The sequence below is a fragment of the Pseudarthrobacter equi genome (assembly GCF_900105535.1).
Taxonomy (GTDB): Bacteria; Actinomycetota; Actinomycetes; order Actinomycetales; family Micrococcaceae; genus Arthrobacter; species Arthrobacter equi.
This window is the reverse complement of record NZ_LT629779.1, coordinates 2149032-2165806: the sequence shown is the minus strand read 5'-3', so window position 1 is coordinate 2165806 and position 16775 is coordinate 2149032. Positions and strand designations below refer to the sequence as shown.

The following is a 16775-nucleotide window of genomic DNA, read 5'->3' as shown; positions in this document are numbered from 1 at the left end:
GCCGGGTCCGCGTTACCGCGCGGTGCCAGCCCAACCGGGCCGTGTCAGCCCAACCGGGCGGCCAGGTTCCCGACGGCCGTGATGAGTTCCCGGAACGCCTGCTCCGGGTTGTTGGCCGAGACGATCCGGGCGTTCGGTGCGCTCCCCCACAGTCCCCGGTAGTCCGCCACAGTTGTTCCCATCAGCAGCGGCGAGTCCGTCTCGACGTCGATGGTTGCCGGCCGCGCACTGTACTCGAGGGTGCCCGCGGCAACTCCGGCGGCAAAGAAATCATGGACGTGCGCCAGGTAGCCCTGGTCGTACAGCCGGTGGAACTCGAAGTAGAACCGCAGCGCGTCCGAGAGGTGCCGGATGACGCGGTTGTCAGAGGTGCTGCGCCGGCCCTCTGTCTGGTCCGGGAGCACAAGCTCGGGAACGGAGGCACCGGCCGCCTCAGCAAGCTGCCGGACATGGTCAGGCCGCATCTCCATCCGCTCGGTGGTGTCCAGCGAACAGACCACCGGCAGCTTCGCGGCGGGCCTGCCGCGGTAGGCGGCGTACACCTCCTTTGCGGCATGCGGATCCACGTGGGTGTTCCACTCGGCGGTGGGCGTGGTGTTCCCCTGGTAATAGAAACTTCCGCCCATGATCACGACGCCGGCCAGCAGTTCGGGCAGGTCCGGCTCCTTGCGGAGGGCCAGGGCGAAGTTGGTCAACGGCGCAGTGATGAGCGCGGTGAGTTCGCCCGGCCGGGCGCGGGCATGGTCGATCCAGAGGTCGACGGCGTTCCGCGCCGAGACCTGCCCGTCCGGTTCGGGCAGGACGGCGTAGCCGATGCCCTGCGGACCGTGCGTTTCCGGGGTGGTGACCAACGGGATGGACAGTGGTACCCGTGCCCCGATGGCCACCTCAACGCCAGGGCGTCCGCACAGTTCCAGCAGCGCCAGGGTATTCCGTGCCACTTGGTCCGCGTCCACGTTTCCGGGGGTTGCCGTGACGGACACGAATTCCGTGTCCGGCAGGGCGGCCAGATAAGCAAGGGCCAGGGCGTCGTCGATGCCGGTGTCGACGTCCAGCAGGAATGCGGTCATGGTTGGTCCGGGTTACGTGGTTCGGTTGGTTGGGGTTCAGCTGCACGGGTTGGCTGGTGCCGGTTTTCGGACGCCTAGAAGAGGGCTACCTTGGGCACGGCCGGGAAGATGCTGTCCAGTTCCGCGAGGTCGTCCGCCGACGGCTGCCAGTGGGCCGCAGCCGCGTTCTGCCGGACCTGCTCCGGTTTCGTGGCGCCGGCAATGACGCTGGCCACGGACGGCTGGGCGGCGAGCCAGGAGAAGGCGACCTCCACTTCGCCCAGGCCGCGTTCCTTGGCGAACAGGCTGAACTTGCCCAATTGGTCCCAGTCGGCGTCGTCCACCATGTTGGTGCGTGTGTGGCTGAGCCGCGAACCGTCCGGCGCGTGGCCCGGCGCATATTTGCCGGTCAGCAGGCCGTTGGCCAGCGGGAAGTACGGCAGGACGCCAAGGCCGAATTCCTCAGCCGCGGGAGTGACCTCCAGTTCCGCCCGGCGGTCCAGGAGGTTGTAGTGGTTCTGGGTGGAGATGAAGCGGGCCCCGCCGAGTTCGCGCGCCACGTACTCGGCCTGGGAGATCTGCCAGCCGGCGCGGTTGGAGTGGCCGATGTACCTGACCTTCCCGCTGCGGACAAGGTCGTCCAGCGCGGACAGGGTTTCGTCGATGGGCGTCTGCGGATCCGGCGTGTGGAACTGGTAGAGGTCGATCCAGTCGGTGCCGAGGCGCCGCAGGGACGCTTCGACGGACTGGATGATGTACCGGCGGGAACCGCGCGCACCGAAGTCCGGGCCGTTGACGCCCTTGGCATCCATTCCGAACTTCGTGGCCACCACAACGTCGCCCCGGCGGCTGCCGAGCGCCTTGCCCAGCATCGTTTCGCTGAGTCCGGGCTCGCGGCCGTAGTTGTCCGCGACGTCGAACAGCGTGATGCCGGCATCAAGGGCCGCGGAAACGACGGCGTCGGTGCCTTCCTGGGATTCGGTGACGGTGTTGGCGCGGCCCAGGTTATTGCATCCGAGGCCCACCGTGGAGACGGTCAGGCCTGATTTTCCGACGCGGCGGTACGTTGTCACAGGGAACTCCTAGAGGCTGAAGCTGTTGGCGGGTTTGGCGGAGTGCTTGAGCTTGAAGTTTTCCGCGTCGGTGAAGGGGGCAGCACCGATGCTGAGCTTGGTGAAGTCGAGGTCCTCGTTGCGGGCGCATACCTTGATGGCGGCGACGGCCTTGTTCACGTCCGGGCAGAGGCAGAAGATGTTGAGCTTGAAGTCGCTGAACCCGCTGCGGTCCACGGTGCCCAGGCCCCGCCAGGCGAGGTGGCTGATGAGGGCGTCGGACGCCTTCTGGGCAAGGTGGTGGTCGCGGGCGGTGCCTTCACGGGTTTTCAGGGCGAACTGGGCCACCACCCAGAACTGGTCTTCGGCGGGGATCTCGGCGTAGCCATCCTCGGTGCACTGCACGGCGAAGGCATCCATCAGCCCTTCTGCGGCGGCAGCATCCGGTACGTCTGTCTCCTGGGTCTTGCTCTGGTGCCCCACAGCACCGAAGTTCATGACGAACTGGCCGTACTCTTCGTCGTACCAGGCCTCCCGGAAGTGGAGGGCGCCTTCGTCGTCGCGTTTGTAGACCCGCATGTTGTCGCTCATATTCGTCCCTTGGTAAACCATCCGACGTCCGTGCCGTCGAACGGTGCCTCTTGCGCCTTAACGGCCTGGAAAAGTTCTGCGGCAGAAGCCTCGAGGGACTCCGCCAGTGCTGCGGGGTAGTTCATGGCGGTGCGGTGGTCCTCGAACTCGTCCTCGTCGTCGATGAAGACGCCGCGGTCCGCTGTGCTCACAACGTCCAGGTCCATGTCGATGACGTGGAATTCGGTGACGTGCGGCCGGATGGGGTTCCATTCATGGGCAACGGCGAGGTCGATGTAGATCCGGACGCCGCCGGGGTGGGCATCATCGTAGAAGGTGGCTACCCAGTCGCCGTCGCGCGGAACCAGGAGCACGGCGTCGGACCTGGTGTAGAACGCCGCGCCGGGCCGGGAACAGAACTCGTTGGTGCCCTGGAAGATCCACCAGCCGTGCCGGTCCTCGCCGAGGTAGCGGCCGGGCACCACCCAGTGTGCCTTGCCGTTCCACTTGCGGTTGCGGGCCACCACCAACTGGCCGGGTTCGAGTCCCTGCGGTGTCCTGGTTGCCCCGGGGTGGCCGGTTTCGTGCTGGTCCCCCAGCATGCCGGGATACGCGGGCCCGCCTTGGTCCTCCAGCCTTTCTTCTCCCCTCACAGGATGGGGAGGCTGCCGGTGGTGGGGTGTTGTTGCCCCGGCAATGGACGCGCGAAGGGGACCTTTGTCCCCAAAACCTGGGCGACGACGTCGTGCGTGATCTGTTGGGCCGTGAGGCCAACGCGCTCCAGCACCTCGCCGCGGGTGCCATGGTCCAGGAACTCAACCGGAAGGCCCACTTCGTTCAGGGCGGTGTCCACCCCTGCCGCCCGCATTTCCTGCCGGATCCGTGATCCCACTCCGCCGGCGCGGACGCCGTCCTCGATGCAGATCACCAGGCGGTGGTGCGAGGCCAGGGCGATGATTGAACGGCGGACCGGAAGCACCCAGCGGGGGTCCACCACGGTGGTGCTGATCCCCTGCGCGCCGAGCCGGTTGGCCACGTCGAGGGCGAGCTCGGACATGGCGCCGACGCTGACGATGAGGACATCGTTGGCAGTGGAGCCAGCGGGCCGGCGTGCCAGCACGTCAACGCCGTCGCTGAGGCGTTCCAGCGCTTCGATTTCAGCGCCGACGGATCCCTTGGAGAAACGGACCACGGTGGGTGCGTCATTGATGGCCACGGCTTCGCGCAGCTCCTCGCGGAGGCGTGAGGCGTCGCGGGGCGCGGCGAGGTGGAGGCCGGGGACGATCTGGACCATGGACATGTCCCACATGCCGTGGTGGCTGGCGCCGTCCGGGCCGGTGACGCCTGCCCGGTCCAGGACGATCGTGACGCCGGCCTTGTGCAGGGCCACGTCCATGAGCAGCTGGTCGAAGGCGCGGTTGAGGAAGGTGGCGTAGACGGCCACCACGGGGTGCAGTCCGCCGAAGGCCATGCCGGCTGCGGACGTCAGGGCATGCTGTTCAGCAATTCCAACATCGATAACCCGGTCCGGGTGCTTGGCGGCAAACTTGTGCAGGCCCACCGGGATGAGCATGGCTCCGGTGATGCCCACGATGTCTTTGCGCTCGTCCGCGATGGCAGCGATTTCGTCGGCAAAAACCGACGTCCAGGACTTTGCGCCCGCAGTACCGGTGGGTTCGCCGGTCTCCGGATCGATGATGCCGACGGCATGGAACTGGTCTGCCTCATGGGCGCGGGCGGGCGCATAGCCATGGCCCTTTTCGGTCATGGCGTGGACGATCACCGGGCCGTGGTAGTTCCGTGCAGTGGCGAGGGCGTGCTCCAGGGCCTGCAGGTTATGCCCGTCCACAGGGCCGATGTACTTCATACCGAGGTCCTCGAACATGCCCTGCGGGGCCCACCAGTCCTTGACGCCCTTCTTCATGGCGTGGAGGCTCTTGTAGGTGAACTGGCCCGCCGGGCCCCCGTTCTGGAGCTTCTTCTTCCACCAGTCCAGCGCCTTCTCGTAGGCAGGTGCTGCACGGAAGGAGTCGATGGTGGGGCGCAGGGACGCCAGGTAATCGGCGAAACCACCCACTGTGGGTGCGTAAGAGCGGCCATTGTCGTTGACGACAATGACTACGCGCCGCTTCTTGTCGGCTGCAATGTTGTTGATGGCCTCCCAGGCCATCCCGCCAGTCAGCGCGCCATCCCCCACGACGGCGACGACGTGGCGGTCGCCTTCGCCGGTGAGCTGCCGGGCGCGGGAGATCCCGTCAGCCCAGGACAGTGACGAGGACGCGTGGGAGCTTTCCACGATGTCGTGTTCCGACTCGGCCCGCGAGGGGTAGCCGGAGAGGCCGCCCTGCTGGCGGAGAGTGCTGAAATCCTGCCGGCCGGTCAGCAGCTTGTGTACGTAGGACTGGTGCCCGGTGTCGAAGACGATGCTGTCCCGCGGAGAGTCGAAAATGCGGTGCACGGCCAGCGTGAGTTCCACGACGCCGAGGTTGGGTCCGAGGTGGCCGCCCGTCTGGGAAACGTTAGTAATCAGGAATTCCCTGATCTCCGAGGCCAGCTGTTCCAGCTGCTCTTCGGATAAATCGTTCAGGTCCTGCGGATTCCGGATGGTGTCCAAGATTCCCAATGACCCCTCCTTCGGGTGGTAGACGTGCCGTTTAACTCTAACGCCTTGGTCCGCGGACAAAGCTCAGCCGGACGGCCGAAGCCCCGGCTGGTCGGTGACCGGCCGGGGCTTCGGAGTGGTTCTGCCTGCTGGCAGGCTCCGCTAGTTCGCGGAGATCTGGCGCAGCACGTACTGCAGGATGCCGCCGTTGCGGTAGTAGTCCGCTTCACCCGGCGTATCGATACGAAGGACGGCGTCGAAGGTCTTCGAGGAGCCGTCTTCGGCGGTTGCCGTGACCTTGAGGGTCTTGGGCGTGGTGCCTTCGTTCAGGGCGGTGACGCCCTCAACCGAGAAGGTTTCCGTGCCGGTGAGGCCCAGGCTGGCAGCGTTCTCGCCGGCCGGGAACTGCAGCGGCAGGACGCCCATGCCGATGAGGTTGGAGCGGTGGATGCGCTCGTAGCTCTCGGCGACGACGGCCTTGACGCCCAGCAGGGCGGTACCCTTGGCAGCCCAGTCACGCGATGAACCCGAACCGTATTCCTTGCCTGCCAGGACCACCAACGGAGTGCCGGCTGCCTGGTAGTTCTGGGCGGCGTCGTAGACGTAGGCCTGCGGGCCGCCTTCCTGGGTGAAGTCGCGGGTGAAGCCGCCCTCCACGCCGTCGAGGATCTGGTTCTTGATGCGGATGTTCGCGAACGTACCGCGGATCATCACCTCGTGGTTGCCACGGCGGGAACCGTACGAGTTGAAGTCCTTGCGCTCCACGCCGTTGGCCAGCAGGTACTGGCCGGCGGGGGTGTCGGACTTGAAGGAACCGGCAGGCGAGATGTGGTCCGTGGTGACGGAGTCGCCGAGCTTCAGCAGCACGCGGGCGCCGCTGATGTCCTTGACCGGCTCAGGCTGGGCCTTCATGCCTTCGAAGTACGGGGGCTTCCGGACGTAGGTGGACTTGGCATCCCAGGCGAAGGTGTCGCCCGCAGGGGTGTCCAGCGCCTTCCAGCGGTCGTCGCCTTCAAAGACGCCCTCGTAGCCGCGGGCAAACATGCCCTTGTCGATCGATGAGTCAATGACCTGCTGGACCTCGACCGGGTTCGGCCAGATGTCCTTGAGGAAGACGTCATTGCCGGCTTCGTCCTGGCCCAGGGCATCGGCTTCGAAGTCGAAGTCCATGGTTCCGGCCAGGGCGTAGGCGATGACCAGCGGCGGGGAAGCCAGGTAGTTCATCTTGACGTCCGGGTTGATGCGGCCTTCGAAGTTGCGGTTGCCGGAAAGCACAGCCGTGACGGAGAGGTCGTTGGCCTGGATGGCTTCGGAGATCTCGGCGTCGAGCGGGCCGGAGTTGCCGATGCAGGTGGCGCAGCCGTAGCCCACGATGTAGAAGCCGAGCTTCTCCAGGTAAGGGGTCAGGCCCGACTTGTTGTAGTAGTCGGTCACCACCTTGGAGCCCGGGGCGACGGAGGTCTTGACCCACGGCTTCGCGGCCAGGCCCTTTTCCACGGCGTTGCGCGCAAGCAGGGCAGCAGCCAGCATCACCGAGGGGTTGGACGTGTTGGTGCAGGAGGTGATCGACGCGATCGACACCGCACCGTGGTCCAACTCGAACTCCCGGCCGTCCGCGGTCGTGACGGCCACCTTCTTGGACGGGCGTCCATTGGCCTTGGGGCCGTGGCTGTGGGGCGCCTGCTCCGTGAGGTGCGTTGCCGAAGCGGTGAACGACGGGGAATCCGACGCCGGGAAGCTCTCGTCGATGGCTTCGTCCAGGCTGCCGTCGGCCAGGTCAACCTTGACGTAGTTGCGGAGATCCTCGCGGAACTGGTCCTTGGACTCGCTGAGGATGATCCGGTCCTGCGGACGCTTGGGGCCGGAGATCGACGGAACAACCGTGGACAGGTCCAGTTCCAGGTACTCGGAGAACTTGATCTCGCGGGAAGGATCGTGCCAGAGGCCCTGTTCCTTCGCGTACTCCTCGACCAGGGCAACATTCTCATCGGAGCGGCCCGTGAGGCGCAGGTAGTCCAAGGTGACGTCGTCGATGGGGAACATGGCGGCGGTGGAGCCGAACTCCGGGCTCATGTTGCCGATGGTGGCGCGGTTGGCCAGCGGCACGGCCGCGACACCCTCGCCGTAGAACTCAACGAACTTGCCCACCACGCCGTGCTGGCGCAGCTGCTCGGTGATGGTGAGAACGACGTCGGTGGCGGTGGCGCCGGCCGGGATGGACCCGGTCAGCTTGAAGCCGACGACGCGGGGAATGAGCATGGAGACGGGCTGGCCGAGCATGGCTGCCTCGGCTTCGATGCCGCCGACGCCCCAGCCGAGAACGCCCAGGCCGTTGACCATGGTGGTGTGGGAGTCGGTGCCGACGCAGGTGTCGGGGTAGGCACGCAAAGCGCCGTTGACTTCACGGGTCATGACCGTGCGCGCCAGGTACTCGATGTTGACCTGGTGCACGATGCCGGTTCCCGGGGGACGACCTTGAAATCGTCAAACGCGGTCTGGCCCCAGCGCAGGAACTGGTAGCGCTCACCATTGCGCTGGTATTCGATCTCCATGTTGCGCTCCAGCGCGCCGGAGTTACCGAAGGCATCGATCTGCACCGAGTGGTCGATGACCATTTCGGCCGGTGCCAGCGGGTTGACGCGCTTGGGGTCGCCACCAAGTTCCTTGACGGCTTCACGCATCGTCGCCAGGTCCACCACGCAGGGGACGCCGGTGAAGTCCTGCATGATCACGCGTGCCGGCGTGAACTGGATTTCTGTATCGGGTTCCGCATTGGGATCCCAGCCTGCCAGGGCGCGGACGTGATCGGCAGTGATGTTCGCGCCGTCCTCGGTCCTCAGCAGGTTTTCAAGCAATACCTTGAGGCTGAACGGAAGGTTTTCTGCACCTTCAACGGAGTTCAACCGGAAAATTTCATATTCGGTTCCGGCTACATTAAGTTTGCCTTTTGAACCGAAGCTGTCCACAGTGCTCATCGCAGGACTCCTCTCGCAACAGTTTCATCTTTGTCGCGCGGTTGACCGCCTGCTAGTTAGGTGGTCCTAATTAGCTCAGGACCCGAAAATGGCACACAGCCGCCCGCGAATACGGGGCGCGACGTGGGACTACTACGGCCATCGTAGTCGAAAACGCCGTGGCCATCATGGATGCCGCCGTCATGAACGGGGCGTCAGCAGCGCCACTGTCTCCAAGTGGTGGGTGTGCGGATAGATGTCGAAGGCCCGCAGGTTGGCGAGCTCCCAGCCCGCGTCCCGGAAGTAGGACACGTCACGGGCGAACGACGCCGGATCGCAGGATACGTAGGCGATGGCCCGCGGGTGCGCATCCACCAGTTGCCGCACCACTGCCTTGCCGGCACCGGCGCGCGGCGGGTCGAGGACCAGGGCGTCGAAATTCCGCGGTTTCTGGCGGAGGACACGCTCCACCCGGCCCTGGACAATTTCCACTTGCGGGGCAGCGTGGAGGTTCTTGCGCGCATCCCTGCTGGTTCCCGGTGCGCCCTCGACGGACAGTACCGAGCCGGTCTCCCCGACAGCGTCGGCCAGCACTGCGGTGAACAGTCCGGCGCCGGCATAAAGGTCCGCAACCACCGCACCGGGGTGCAGGAACCCGCCCCCGTGCAGGAAATCTGTGACAGCCCCCACAAGTGTCCCGGGCGCGTCGCGGTGGATCTGCCAGAACCCGGCGCCCGTGACCCGGTAGTCGTGGCCCGCCGCGGATTCCTGTACCCACGAACGGCCCCGCAACCGGGTCACCTCCCCCGAGGCGGCGTCGAACCCTGCCGCCGACACGTCATCCGGCAGGGCCGCGGCAACAGCAGCCAGTCGTTTGGGTTTTGTTCCCTCCGCCGGAGCCAGCAGCACCAGCGGGCGGGAACCGTTGGCCGGGGCCGCGACTTCCACCCGTTCGATGCCCTGCAGGTCGATGTTCCACAGCTGCAGGGCATTGATGGCGTCCGTGGCGAGCGGCATCTCCCGAACCGGGAGGACCTGGGTGGAGCGGTGCGCGTGCATGCCCAGCTTCCCCGAGGGGGTCACCGAGAAACTGGCGCGCGTGCGCCACCCAAGGCCTGGCCCGCCGTCGGCCGCTTCCCCCACGGCCTCAACGACGCCGCTCCAGCCGGCCGGCGACTGTCCCGTCCCGCCCAGCCGCCTGAGCTGTTCGTCCAGCACCTCGGCTTTGAGCCGAAGCTGCCGGTCCAGGCTGATGTGGCCGAACTCCGCACCGCCCACCGGAGGATGTCCGTGCCCCCAGGCCCGGGTGGAATCCGCCGCATGCCAAAAGTGGTCCACGCGGTCCGGGGAGGCGTCCAGTACGTCCACGACGTCGGCGCGCCAGAACTTCGCGTTGTCCCCGGCGTCGGTGAGCCGCACCCGGACCTTTTCCCCGGGAATGCCGTGGCGGACGAAGATGACGCGGCCTTCGTGGCGGGCTACGCAGTGGCCGCCGTGGGCAACGGGCCCCACCTCGACGACAAGTTCCTCCCCCGCATGCGCATCTGCTGTGCTGTTGGCGGCGGTGGTGGAAGTTCTGGAGGTCATTGCACGTCCTGGAGGTTCTTGGCTTCTTCGGATGATTTGAGCTGCCATGGCACGCTGGCCACCATGACTCCGGGTTCGAAGTGCAGCCTGGTCTTGATGCGCAGGGCCGTCTGGTTGTGCACCAGCTGCTCCCACCACTTGCCCACCACGTACTCGGGGATGTAGACCACCACCAGGTCGCGCGGAGAGTCGAGCCGCATCTGTTTGATGTATTCCATGATGGGCGTGACGGTTTCGCGGTACGGGCTCGCCAGCACCGTCAGGGGAACGGGGATGTCCAGTTTCTCCCAGTCGTTGACGGTGTGCGCGGTTTCGGCGGCGTCGATGTCAACGGTGATGGCGTCCAGCCGGGACGGGCGCGACGCGCGGGCGTAGGCCAGCGCGCGGAGCACCGGCTTGCGCACGTGGGACACCAGGAGGACGGCGTGGACGCGGGTGGGCAGCGCGCGGGGAGACGAGTCCTCGTCCACGGCCAGTTCCTTGGCCACGTTGTCGTAGTGCGCCCGGATGCTCCACATGATGAGGAACAGGATGAACATGGCGAGCAGCGCAATCCAGGCACCCTGTTCGAACTTGGTGATGAGCACGATCACCAGGACCAGCGCTGTCATGCCGAAGCCGATGGTGTTGATGGTGCGGGACTTCATCATCCTGCGCCGCACTGCTTTGTCCTTGGCAAGCTTCAGCTCCCGGCCCCAGTGCCGGATCATGCCGAGCTGGCTGGCCGTGAAGGAGATGAAGACGCCGACGATGTAGAGCTGGATGAGCTTGGTGACATCGGCGTTGAACGCGATGATCAGCACCAGTGCTCCGGCGGCCAGGGCCAGGACACCGTTGCTGAACGCCAGCCGGTCACCCCTGGTGCGGAGCTGGCGCGGCAGGTACCCGTCCTGGGCGAGGATGGACCCCAGCACCGGGAACCCGTTGAACGCGGTATTGGAGGCGAACACCAGGATGACGCCGGTGGCGGCCACCACGATGTAGAACGGAATCGAGCCCGGGCCGAAGATCGTCTGCGCGATCTGGCTGATGGCCGGGTTCTGGATGTACCCCTCGGGCAGCGGGCTGCCGTTGAGCAGGAACTCCTTGGCCGGGTCCAGGACAATGTGGACCTTTGTTGCCTGGGCCAGGAACATGATCCCTGCCAGCATCGAGGCGCCGATAACGCCCAGCAGAAGCAGCGTGGTGGCGGCATTCTTGCTCTTGGGCGGACGGAAGTTGGGCACGCCATTGCTGATCGCTTCAACGCCGGTGAGGGCCGCCGCTCCCGAGGAGAAGGCACGCAGCAGGAGGAAGGCGCCGGCAAGTCCCACGAGGCCCTCGTCGAAGCCTGCCGCCGGGACGATCGTGAAGGCGGCGGAGGGGGCCTCACCCACCTGTCCGGTGGCCACCTGGTAAACGCCCACCGCCGTCATGCCAAAGATCGAAGCCATAAAGATGTACGTGGGGACGGCGAAAACGCTGCCGGCCTCCTTGATGCCCCGGAGGTTAACCAGGGCCAGGATGATCACGCCGATGGTGGCGATGGTGGCCTGCTGCCCGTGGAGCGAGGGCACCGCCGTCGTCAAGTATGCCGCGGCCGATGACATGGATACCGCCACGGTGAGGACGTAGTCCACCAGGAGTGCTGAGGCGACAGTGAGCCCGGCGTACTTGCCCAGGTTCTCATTGGCGATCTCGTAATCGCCACCGCCGGACGGGTAGGCATGGACATTTTGCCGGTAGGACGCCACCACGGTCAGCAGGACCACCATGACGGCCAGGCCAACCCACGGGGAAAAGGCCACGGCACTGACACCGGCCAGGGCCAGGGTGAGCAGGATTTCGTCCGGCGCGTACGCGACGGAGGACAGTGCATCAGACGCGAAGATCGGAAGGGCGATCTTCTTCGGAAGCAGGGTATGGGCCATCCTGTCATTCCGGAACGGCTTGCCCACCAGAACGCGCTTAACCGCGTTGAATATTGTCAGCACTCCACAAAGCTAGTCTGATTCCCGGATGATGTCATGACGGCAGCCAGGCGGCAGGAAGCAGGGGCGCTGCCGGTAGAGTTCTAGCTGCAGAAGCTGGACCGGAATACAGAGGAGATACGGTGGCGCATTTCGTGATCATGGGATGTGGCCGGGTGGGGGCGACACTGGCGCACACCCTCGAAGATGCCGGGCACTCAGTGGCCATCATCGACCAGGACGACCGCGCGTTCCGCCGGCTCCGGCAGGGGTTCACGGGGCGGAAGGTTACCGGCGTCGGTTTCGACAGGGAAACGCTCAAACAGGCCGGAGTAGCAGAGGCCTACGCCTTTGCAGCTGTATCAAGCGGCGACAACTCCAACATCCTGGCCACCCGGGTGGCCCGCGAAACCTTCCATGTGCCGCATGTGGTGGCGAGGATCTACGATCCCGGCCGCGCCGAAATTTACCAGCGCCTGGGCATCCCCACCGTGGCGGCCGTCCGCTGGAGCGCCGACCAGGTGCTCCGCCGGATCCTTCCGGAGCAGCATCTTGCCGGCGACTACCGCGAACCGTCCGGACGCCTGGTGCTGGCGGAACTGGACCTGGACGCCGGGTGGGTAGGCCACAGGATCAGCTCCATCGAGAAGGCTGCCGGCGTTCGCGTGGCGTTCCTCACCCGTTTCGGAGAAGGGCTGCTGCCGGATGCCGGCACGGCCTACCAGGACGGCGACACCGTCCACGCCATGCTCCAGGTGGACCGCACGTCCCACGTCGCCCAGGTCCTGGCCAAAGCCCCCGCTAAGGAGTTGCAGTGAAAGTCGTGATCGTTGGCGCGGGCAGCGTCGGATCGTCCATTGCCAGGGAATTGCTGTCCCACAAGCACGAGATCCTCCTGATCGACCTCAAGCCCGAGGTCATCGGCCGCAGCGGCCTTCGGGGCGCGCATTGGCTGGTGGGTGACGCCTGCGAGCTGAGCACGCTCCAAGGGGCGAAGGTTGAGGAAGCCGACGTGGTGGTGTCCGCCACGGGCGATGACAAGGTCAATCTTGTGGTCTCGTTGCTGGCGAAAACCGAGTTCGGCGTGGGCCGCACGGTGGGCCGCGTCAACAACCCCAAGAACGACTGGATGTTCAACGACTCCTGGGGCGTAGACGTGGCTGTCAACACCCCACAGCTGATGACAGCACTGGTGGAAGAGGCCGTGGAAATCGGCGACCTGGTACGGCTCCTGACCCTCCAGACGGGTGTTGCCTCCCTGGTGGAATTCACTGTTCCGCACGACTCGCATGTCATTGGGAGCACCGTGGGCGACATCGAATGGCCCGATGATTCCACCCTGGTGGCGATCCTGCGGGACCATGCACCCATCACACCCAGCCGGGATGACGTCATCGACGGCGGTGACGAACTGTTCTTCGTCACCACCATCGCGGCGGAGGATGAATTGCGTGCCCTCCTCTCCCCCGATGCTGCCGATTCGTCGGCACAGTCGGAGGAAGAAGAAACGCCCGGCGGTCAGGTGCCTTCAGGCGCCGGCGCTGCCGCTGGCGGCGGGGATCACGGCCGCACTGAGAATGGCAGCGCGAGGCACTCCGATGCTGCTACTGGGAATGGCAGCGCCGCATCCGCTGATACTGCGCGTTCCGGCACGACGCAGGATTCCCGTCAGGCCCGGCAGTCGTCCCTGGAGGACGACGGGTTCGACGGGTAGCGGGGCCGGCACCTGTGGCGTGAGCCGCCCGGGCCAGCGGTGGCCGCCTGAACAGGGCCCGTGGTGGTGGAAACCCCGGCGAGCCTAGTCTTTCGCGGGCGTCTCGCTGCCTGCTGCATCCGCGGCGGCAGCGGGCCGGGTGACCAGCCAAGCGATCCAGACGCCGAGGATGTACAGCGGGGCGCCCATGATCAGGCGCGTGGTCGCCAGGGCTGCGAGCCCGTCCGGTCCCATCAGGTAGAGCGGGACCTGCACCAGGAGCCGCAGTGCCAGGACGCCGACAATGATCCAAGTGCCCAGCTGGTAGGCACGAACGCGGGCCGGATCCTTGCGCCAGTCCAGCCCTTCATTGCGGATAAAACCGAACAGCAGCCCAGCAACCGGCCATTTCACGAAGATCGAGATCACCATCGCAATGATGTACGCCCCGTTGGTAAAGAACCCGGGAAGGTAGAAATCCTCGGCCTTACCTGTGGTGTTTGCAAGCCACGCGGAAATGCCGACGCCGACAACGCCGGCGAGTGCCTGGGTCAGCGGCCGCCGCTGCACGAGCCGCGCCACAGTGAACACCGCCGCGGAGGCCAGCGCCGCCACCAGCGACGGGGTGAGGTCCTGGGTCACGGTGAAGGCAATGAGGAACACCAGCCCGGGCAGGATGCTCTCGGCAATGCCCTGGACCCCGCCCGCGCTCTTCAGGACGTCAACGCGCCCGTCGTCGGTCCTGTGCAGTCCAGCCTTGGCCGCGTAGTCGGCGGCCAAGCCTGCCATTGGCGAGGACTCCCCGCCGTCCCGTGGGCCGTTGTCCCGGGTGTAGTCGGCCGGGAAGTTGCCGGCCTGGTCCCTGGTGGCGCGGGACTGACCGCCCTCCGCGCCGTTAGCTCCGGAGTTTCCGGTGGTGTCAGGGTGGGCCGCGCCGGGCGACGGGTCTGGCTGGTGCGCGGTCATTCGTTCTCCTGGTGGGAAAGTATTTCGTAGCGCGGGTTGAAGATGGTGGGCATCCCCTCGCTCCTGGACAGCATGCCCTCGAGCTTGAGTTCGGTCCCGGCTTCAATGCCGGGAACGCGGCGCCGGCCCAGCCACACGACCCTGAGGCGCGCCCTTGCCGCGCTGGCACGGCCGGATCCCGGACGGAGGGCGCCGGAGTCGGAGACAATAGCGCTGAAGGCCGCCGTCCGGTCGGCTGGAACATAGGTGACGGACTCGATGCGGCCCTGGCACAGAACGCGCCCCTTGTCCGGCAGTTGGTCCAGGGGAACCGGAGCCCTGCCGTGCGACGCCGGTGATCCCCCACCCATGGCTTCAGCCAATCTGGGTGATTTCGGGGCCGCGTTCCGGCTCCTGGAGGTTGGGAGCGCCCGGAGGCGGTGTGGTGGTTGCGTCCTTGGGGAGGCGCAGCTGGAGGAGGTCGCGTGGGGGCATGGGGCTGTCCCCGCGGACCACAACCACCTTCCGGAACAGTTCTTCGAGCGGTTCGGCCGCGTCACGTTCAAGCGCAGCAGGTCCGCCGAGCACGCCACGAAGGAACCAGCGGGGTCCGTCGACGCCGATGAAGCGCGCCACGCGGAATCCCTGGCTGCCGTCGGGGAGCCCGGCAGGAAGCTTGGCCACGAGTTCTGTTCCGAAGGGTCCTTCGATGTCCTCCACCTGCCCGCCCTGCGCACCGACCGACTGGCCGATCTGGGTGCGGATTTCTTCCCAGAGCTCTTCGGTCTTGGGTGCGGCAAAGGCCTGCAGCTGCAGGCTGGATCCATTGAGGTCCAGGGTGACTGCCACGACCCGCTGGGTGGCTTCCTCAACCTCGAGGCGGAGCTGGAGGCCCTCACTGGGGGTGATCAGCAGGGCGCCGAGATCCACATAACCGTCGCGGCTGCTGATTTCAGACTCATCCAAGGGGCCGTTGGCTCGCTGGTCGACTGCCTCCGCATCGCCGTCTGCGGGCGCATCGTCAGCGAGCAACCCGTCCGGTGCGTCCGGTTGCTCCGTCTTGGCTTTCCTGCCGAACCCAAAGGCCATGAGGATGTTTCTCCTTTAGTGTGAAAGTTCCGGTCCGGCCCTGGAAGGTACCGTCGCCGTACTGCGTTGCCCGTGGCACCAGCTGCCACGGGCCGAATCAGGCTCCGGGCTGATTGAACCCGCCGGTGGAGCCGAAGCCCCCGGTGCCGCGCACGGACCCGCTCAATTCCGTGACTGGAACGAACTGTGCATACTCGACGCGCTGGATGACCATCTGGGCAATTCTATCGCCGCGCCGCAGCTCGATGGCCTGGCTCACATCAGTGTTCAGGAGGGTGACCGAAATCTCGCCGCGGTAGCCGGCGTCGACCGTTCCCGGGGCGTTGACGATGGTGAGGCCGTGCTTGGTTGCGAGGCCGGAACGGGGGTGGATCAGGGCGACGAATCCCTCGGGAAGGGCAATGGCCACCCCGGTGGGGACGAGCCGACGCTCACCGGGCTGCAGGGTAACGTCCTGCCGCGCGCGGAGGTCCGCGCCGGCGTCGCCGGGATGGGCGTAGGAGGGCGCTTCCAGGTCCGGATCCAGCATCTTCAGCTGGACCTGCAGGGTGGGAGCGGAGGCCGAAAGTTCCGGCGCTTCGTCGAAAACGGTATTTGCTGTGGCGGGTTGATCAGTCACAGTCACTCACTCTAACCCGCGCCTCAGGATCAGACCTAGGGTGGGCCCTGAAGGGCGAAGGCCCGTGGCCGGGGTGAACGGCACGTGCGGATTGCACGCCAAGATGAAATAGCCCGGCAAAGGTGGAAAGCTTGGCCTATGCCCGAAACAAGCTCCCCTGCCCCCACGCCCAGCCCGTCTACAGGGTCTTCGGCCACTTATAGGGAGAAGCTCTGGCCCAACGTGTGGATCTGGATCATCGCAGCTGGGATCTCGGCAGCCGGGATCCTGGTGTTTGCACCGATCAGCATGTTCGCCGGCATCACTGCGGCAGTGGTCCTTTTCGTCATCATTGCGGTACTCCTGATCTTGTCGACACCCACCCTCCTGGTCACCGGGGAAACCTTCACCGTCGGCCGCGCCACCATCGAACGCAAGTTCGTCGGCGCCGTCGAACACTTCAGCGGCGGGGAAGCAACGGCGGAACGGGGCACCAGGCTCAACGGCCTGGCCTACCTCTGCATCCGCGGGTGGATCGACCCCGTAGTCAAGGTGGAGATCACCGATCCTGCCGACAAGACGCCCTATTGGCTGACCTCGACGCGGCACCCGGAAGAACTCGCGGCGGCCCTCACCCGCCACTGATACGTCAGTTACGCCTGTGCGGGCCAGGGAACGGAACGGCTG

Annotated in this window: 13 protein-coding genes and 2 pseudogenes; 3 read left to right on the top strand and 12 right to left on the bottom strand. The window is 66.0% G+C overall.

The window, feature by feature from the left end:
• Positions 1-44: 44 nt before the first annotated feature.
• From BLT71_RS09710 to BLT71_RS09675, 8 genes and pseudogenes are all read right to left on the bottom strand, one after another.
• Entirely contained in the window at positions 45-1070 is a 1026-nt protein-coding gene (locus BLT71_RS09710; protein WP_091719599.1) for a nucleoside hydrolase, read from the bottom strand.
• Positions 1071-1144: 74 nt separating this feature from the next.
• Positions 1145-2122, bottom strand: a complete 978-nt coding sequence (locus BLT71_RS09705; protein WP_091719597.1) for an aldo/keto reductase — start codon at positions 2120-2122, stop codon at positions 1145-1147.
• Between the two features lie 9 nt (positions 2123-2131).
• The gene (locus tag BLT71_RS09700) at positions 2132-2692 is read right to left on the bottom strand and encodes a hypothetical protein (protein ID WP_091719595.1); all 561 of its coding nucleotides are present in this window, start codon (positions 2690-2692) and stop codon (positions 2132-2134) included.
• Positions 2689-3273, bottom strand: coding sequence for a DUF402 domain-containing protein (locus BLT71_RS09695; protein WP_091719593.1), 585 nt, complete (start codon positions 3271-3273; stop codon positions 2689-2691). The genes BLT71_RS09700 and BLT71_RS09695 overlap by 4 nt, the downstream gene beginning before the upstream one ends.
• 47 nt (positions 3274-3320) lie before the next feature.
• Positions 3321-5294: a 1-deoxy-D-xylulose-5-phosphate synthase gene (dxs, locus tag BLT71_RS09690; protein WP_091719592.1), complete on the bottom strand. Its 1974-nt coding sequence runs from the start codon at positions 5292-5294 to the stop codon at positions 3321-3323.
• Between the two features lie 141 nt (positions 5295-5435).
• Positions 5436-8248, bottom strand: a pseudogene (locus tag BLT71_RS09685) (aconitate hydratase).
• 180 nt (positions 8249-8428) lie between these two features.
• Complete coding sequence (locus BLT71_RS09680) at positions 8429-9814, bottom strand: class I SAM-dependent RNA methyltransferase (protein WP_091719590.1); 1386 nt, start codon at positions 9812-9814, stop codon at positions 8429-8431.
• Positions 9811-11787 (bottom strand): APC family permease, encoded by a 1977-nt coding sequence (locus tag BLT71_RS09675; RefSeq protein WP_091719588.1) that lies wholly within the window; start codon positions 11785-11787, stop codon positions 9811-9813. Before BLT71_RS09675 ends, BLT71_RS09680 begins: the two co-directional genes overlap by 4 nt.
• Before the next feature lie 119 nt (positions 11788-11906).
• Between BLT71_RS09675 and BLT71_RS09670 the strand changes: the two genes are divergently transcribed.
• Both BLT71_RS09670 and BLT71_RS09665 read left to right on the top strand, forming a co-directional pair.
• Positions 11907-12581, top strand: a complete 675-nt coding sequence (locus BLT71_RS09670; RefSeq protein WP_091719586.1) for a potassium channel family protein — start codon at positions 11907-11909, stop codon at positions 12579-12581.
• Positions 12578-13270, top strand: a pseudogene (locus tag BLT71_RS09665) (potassium channel family protein); the annotation flags it as partial. The gene BLT71_RS09670 and the pseudogene BLT71_RS09665, both read left to right, overlap by 4 nt.
• 291 nt (positions 13271-13561) lie before the next feature.
• Here the strand turns inward: BLT71_RS09665 and BLT71_RS09660 are convergent.
• The 4 genes from BLT71_RS09660 to dut form a co-directional block, all read right to left on the bottom strand.
• Positions 13562-14422, bottom strand: a complete 861-nt coding sequence (locus BLT71_RS09660; protein ID WP_231994496.1) for a DUF3159 domain-containing protein — start codon at positions 14420-14422, stop codon at positions 13562-13564.
• Entirely contained in the window at positions 14419-14772 is a 354-nt protein-coding gene (locus BLT71_RS09655; protein ID WP_091723939.1) for a single stranded DNA-binding domain-containing protein, read from the bottom strand. Before BLT71_RS09655 ends, BLT71_RS09660 begins: the two co-directional genes overlap by 4 nt.
• Before the next feature lie 4 nt (positions 14773-14776).
• Positions 14777-15490: a DUF3710 domain-containing protein gene (locus tag BLT71_RS09650; protein WP_091719582.1), complete on the bottom strand. Its 714-nt coding sequence runs from the start codon at positions 15488-15490 to the stop codon at positions 14777-14779.
• Positions 15491-15587: 97 nt separating this feature from the next.
• Positions 15588-16109, bottom strand: a complete 522-nt coding sequence (dut, locus tag BLT71_RS09645; protein WP_091719580.1) for a dUTP diphosphatase — start codon at positions 16107-16109, stop codon at positions 15588-15590.
• A gap of 138 nt (positions 16110-16247) precedes the next feature.
• Between dut and BLT71_RS09640 the strand changes: the two genes are divergently transcribed.
• Positions 16248-16733, top strand: coding sequence for a DUF3093 domain-containing protein (locus BLT71_RS09640; protein WP_091719578.1), 486 nt, complete (start codon positions 16248-16250; stop codon positions 16731-16733).
• The last annotated feature ends 42 nt before the right edge of the window (positions 16734-16775 follow it).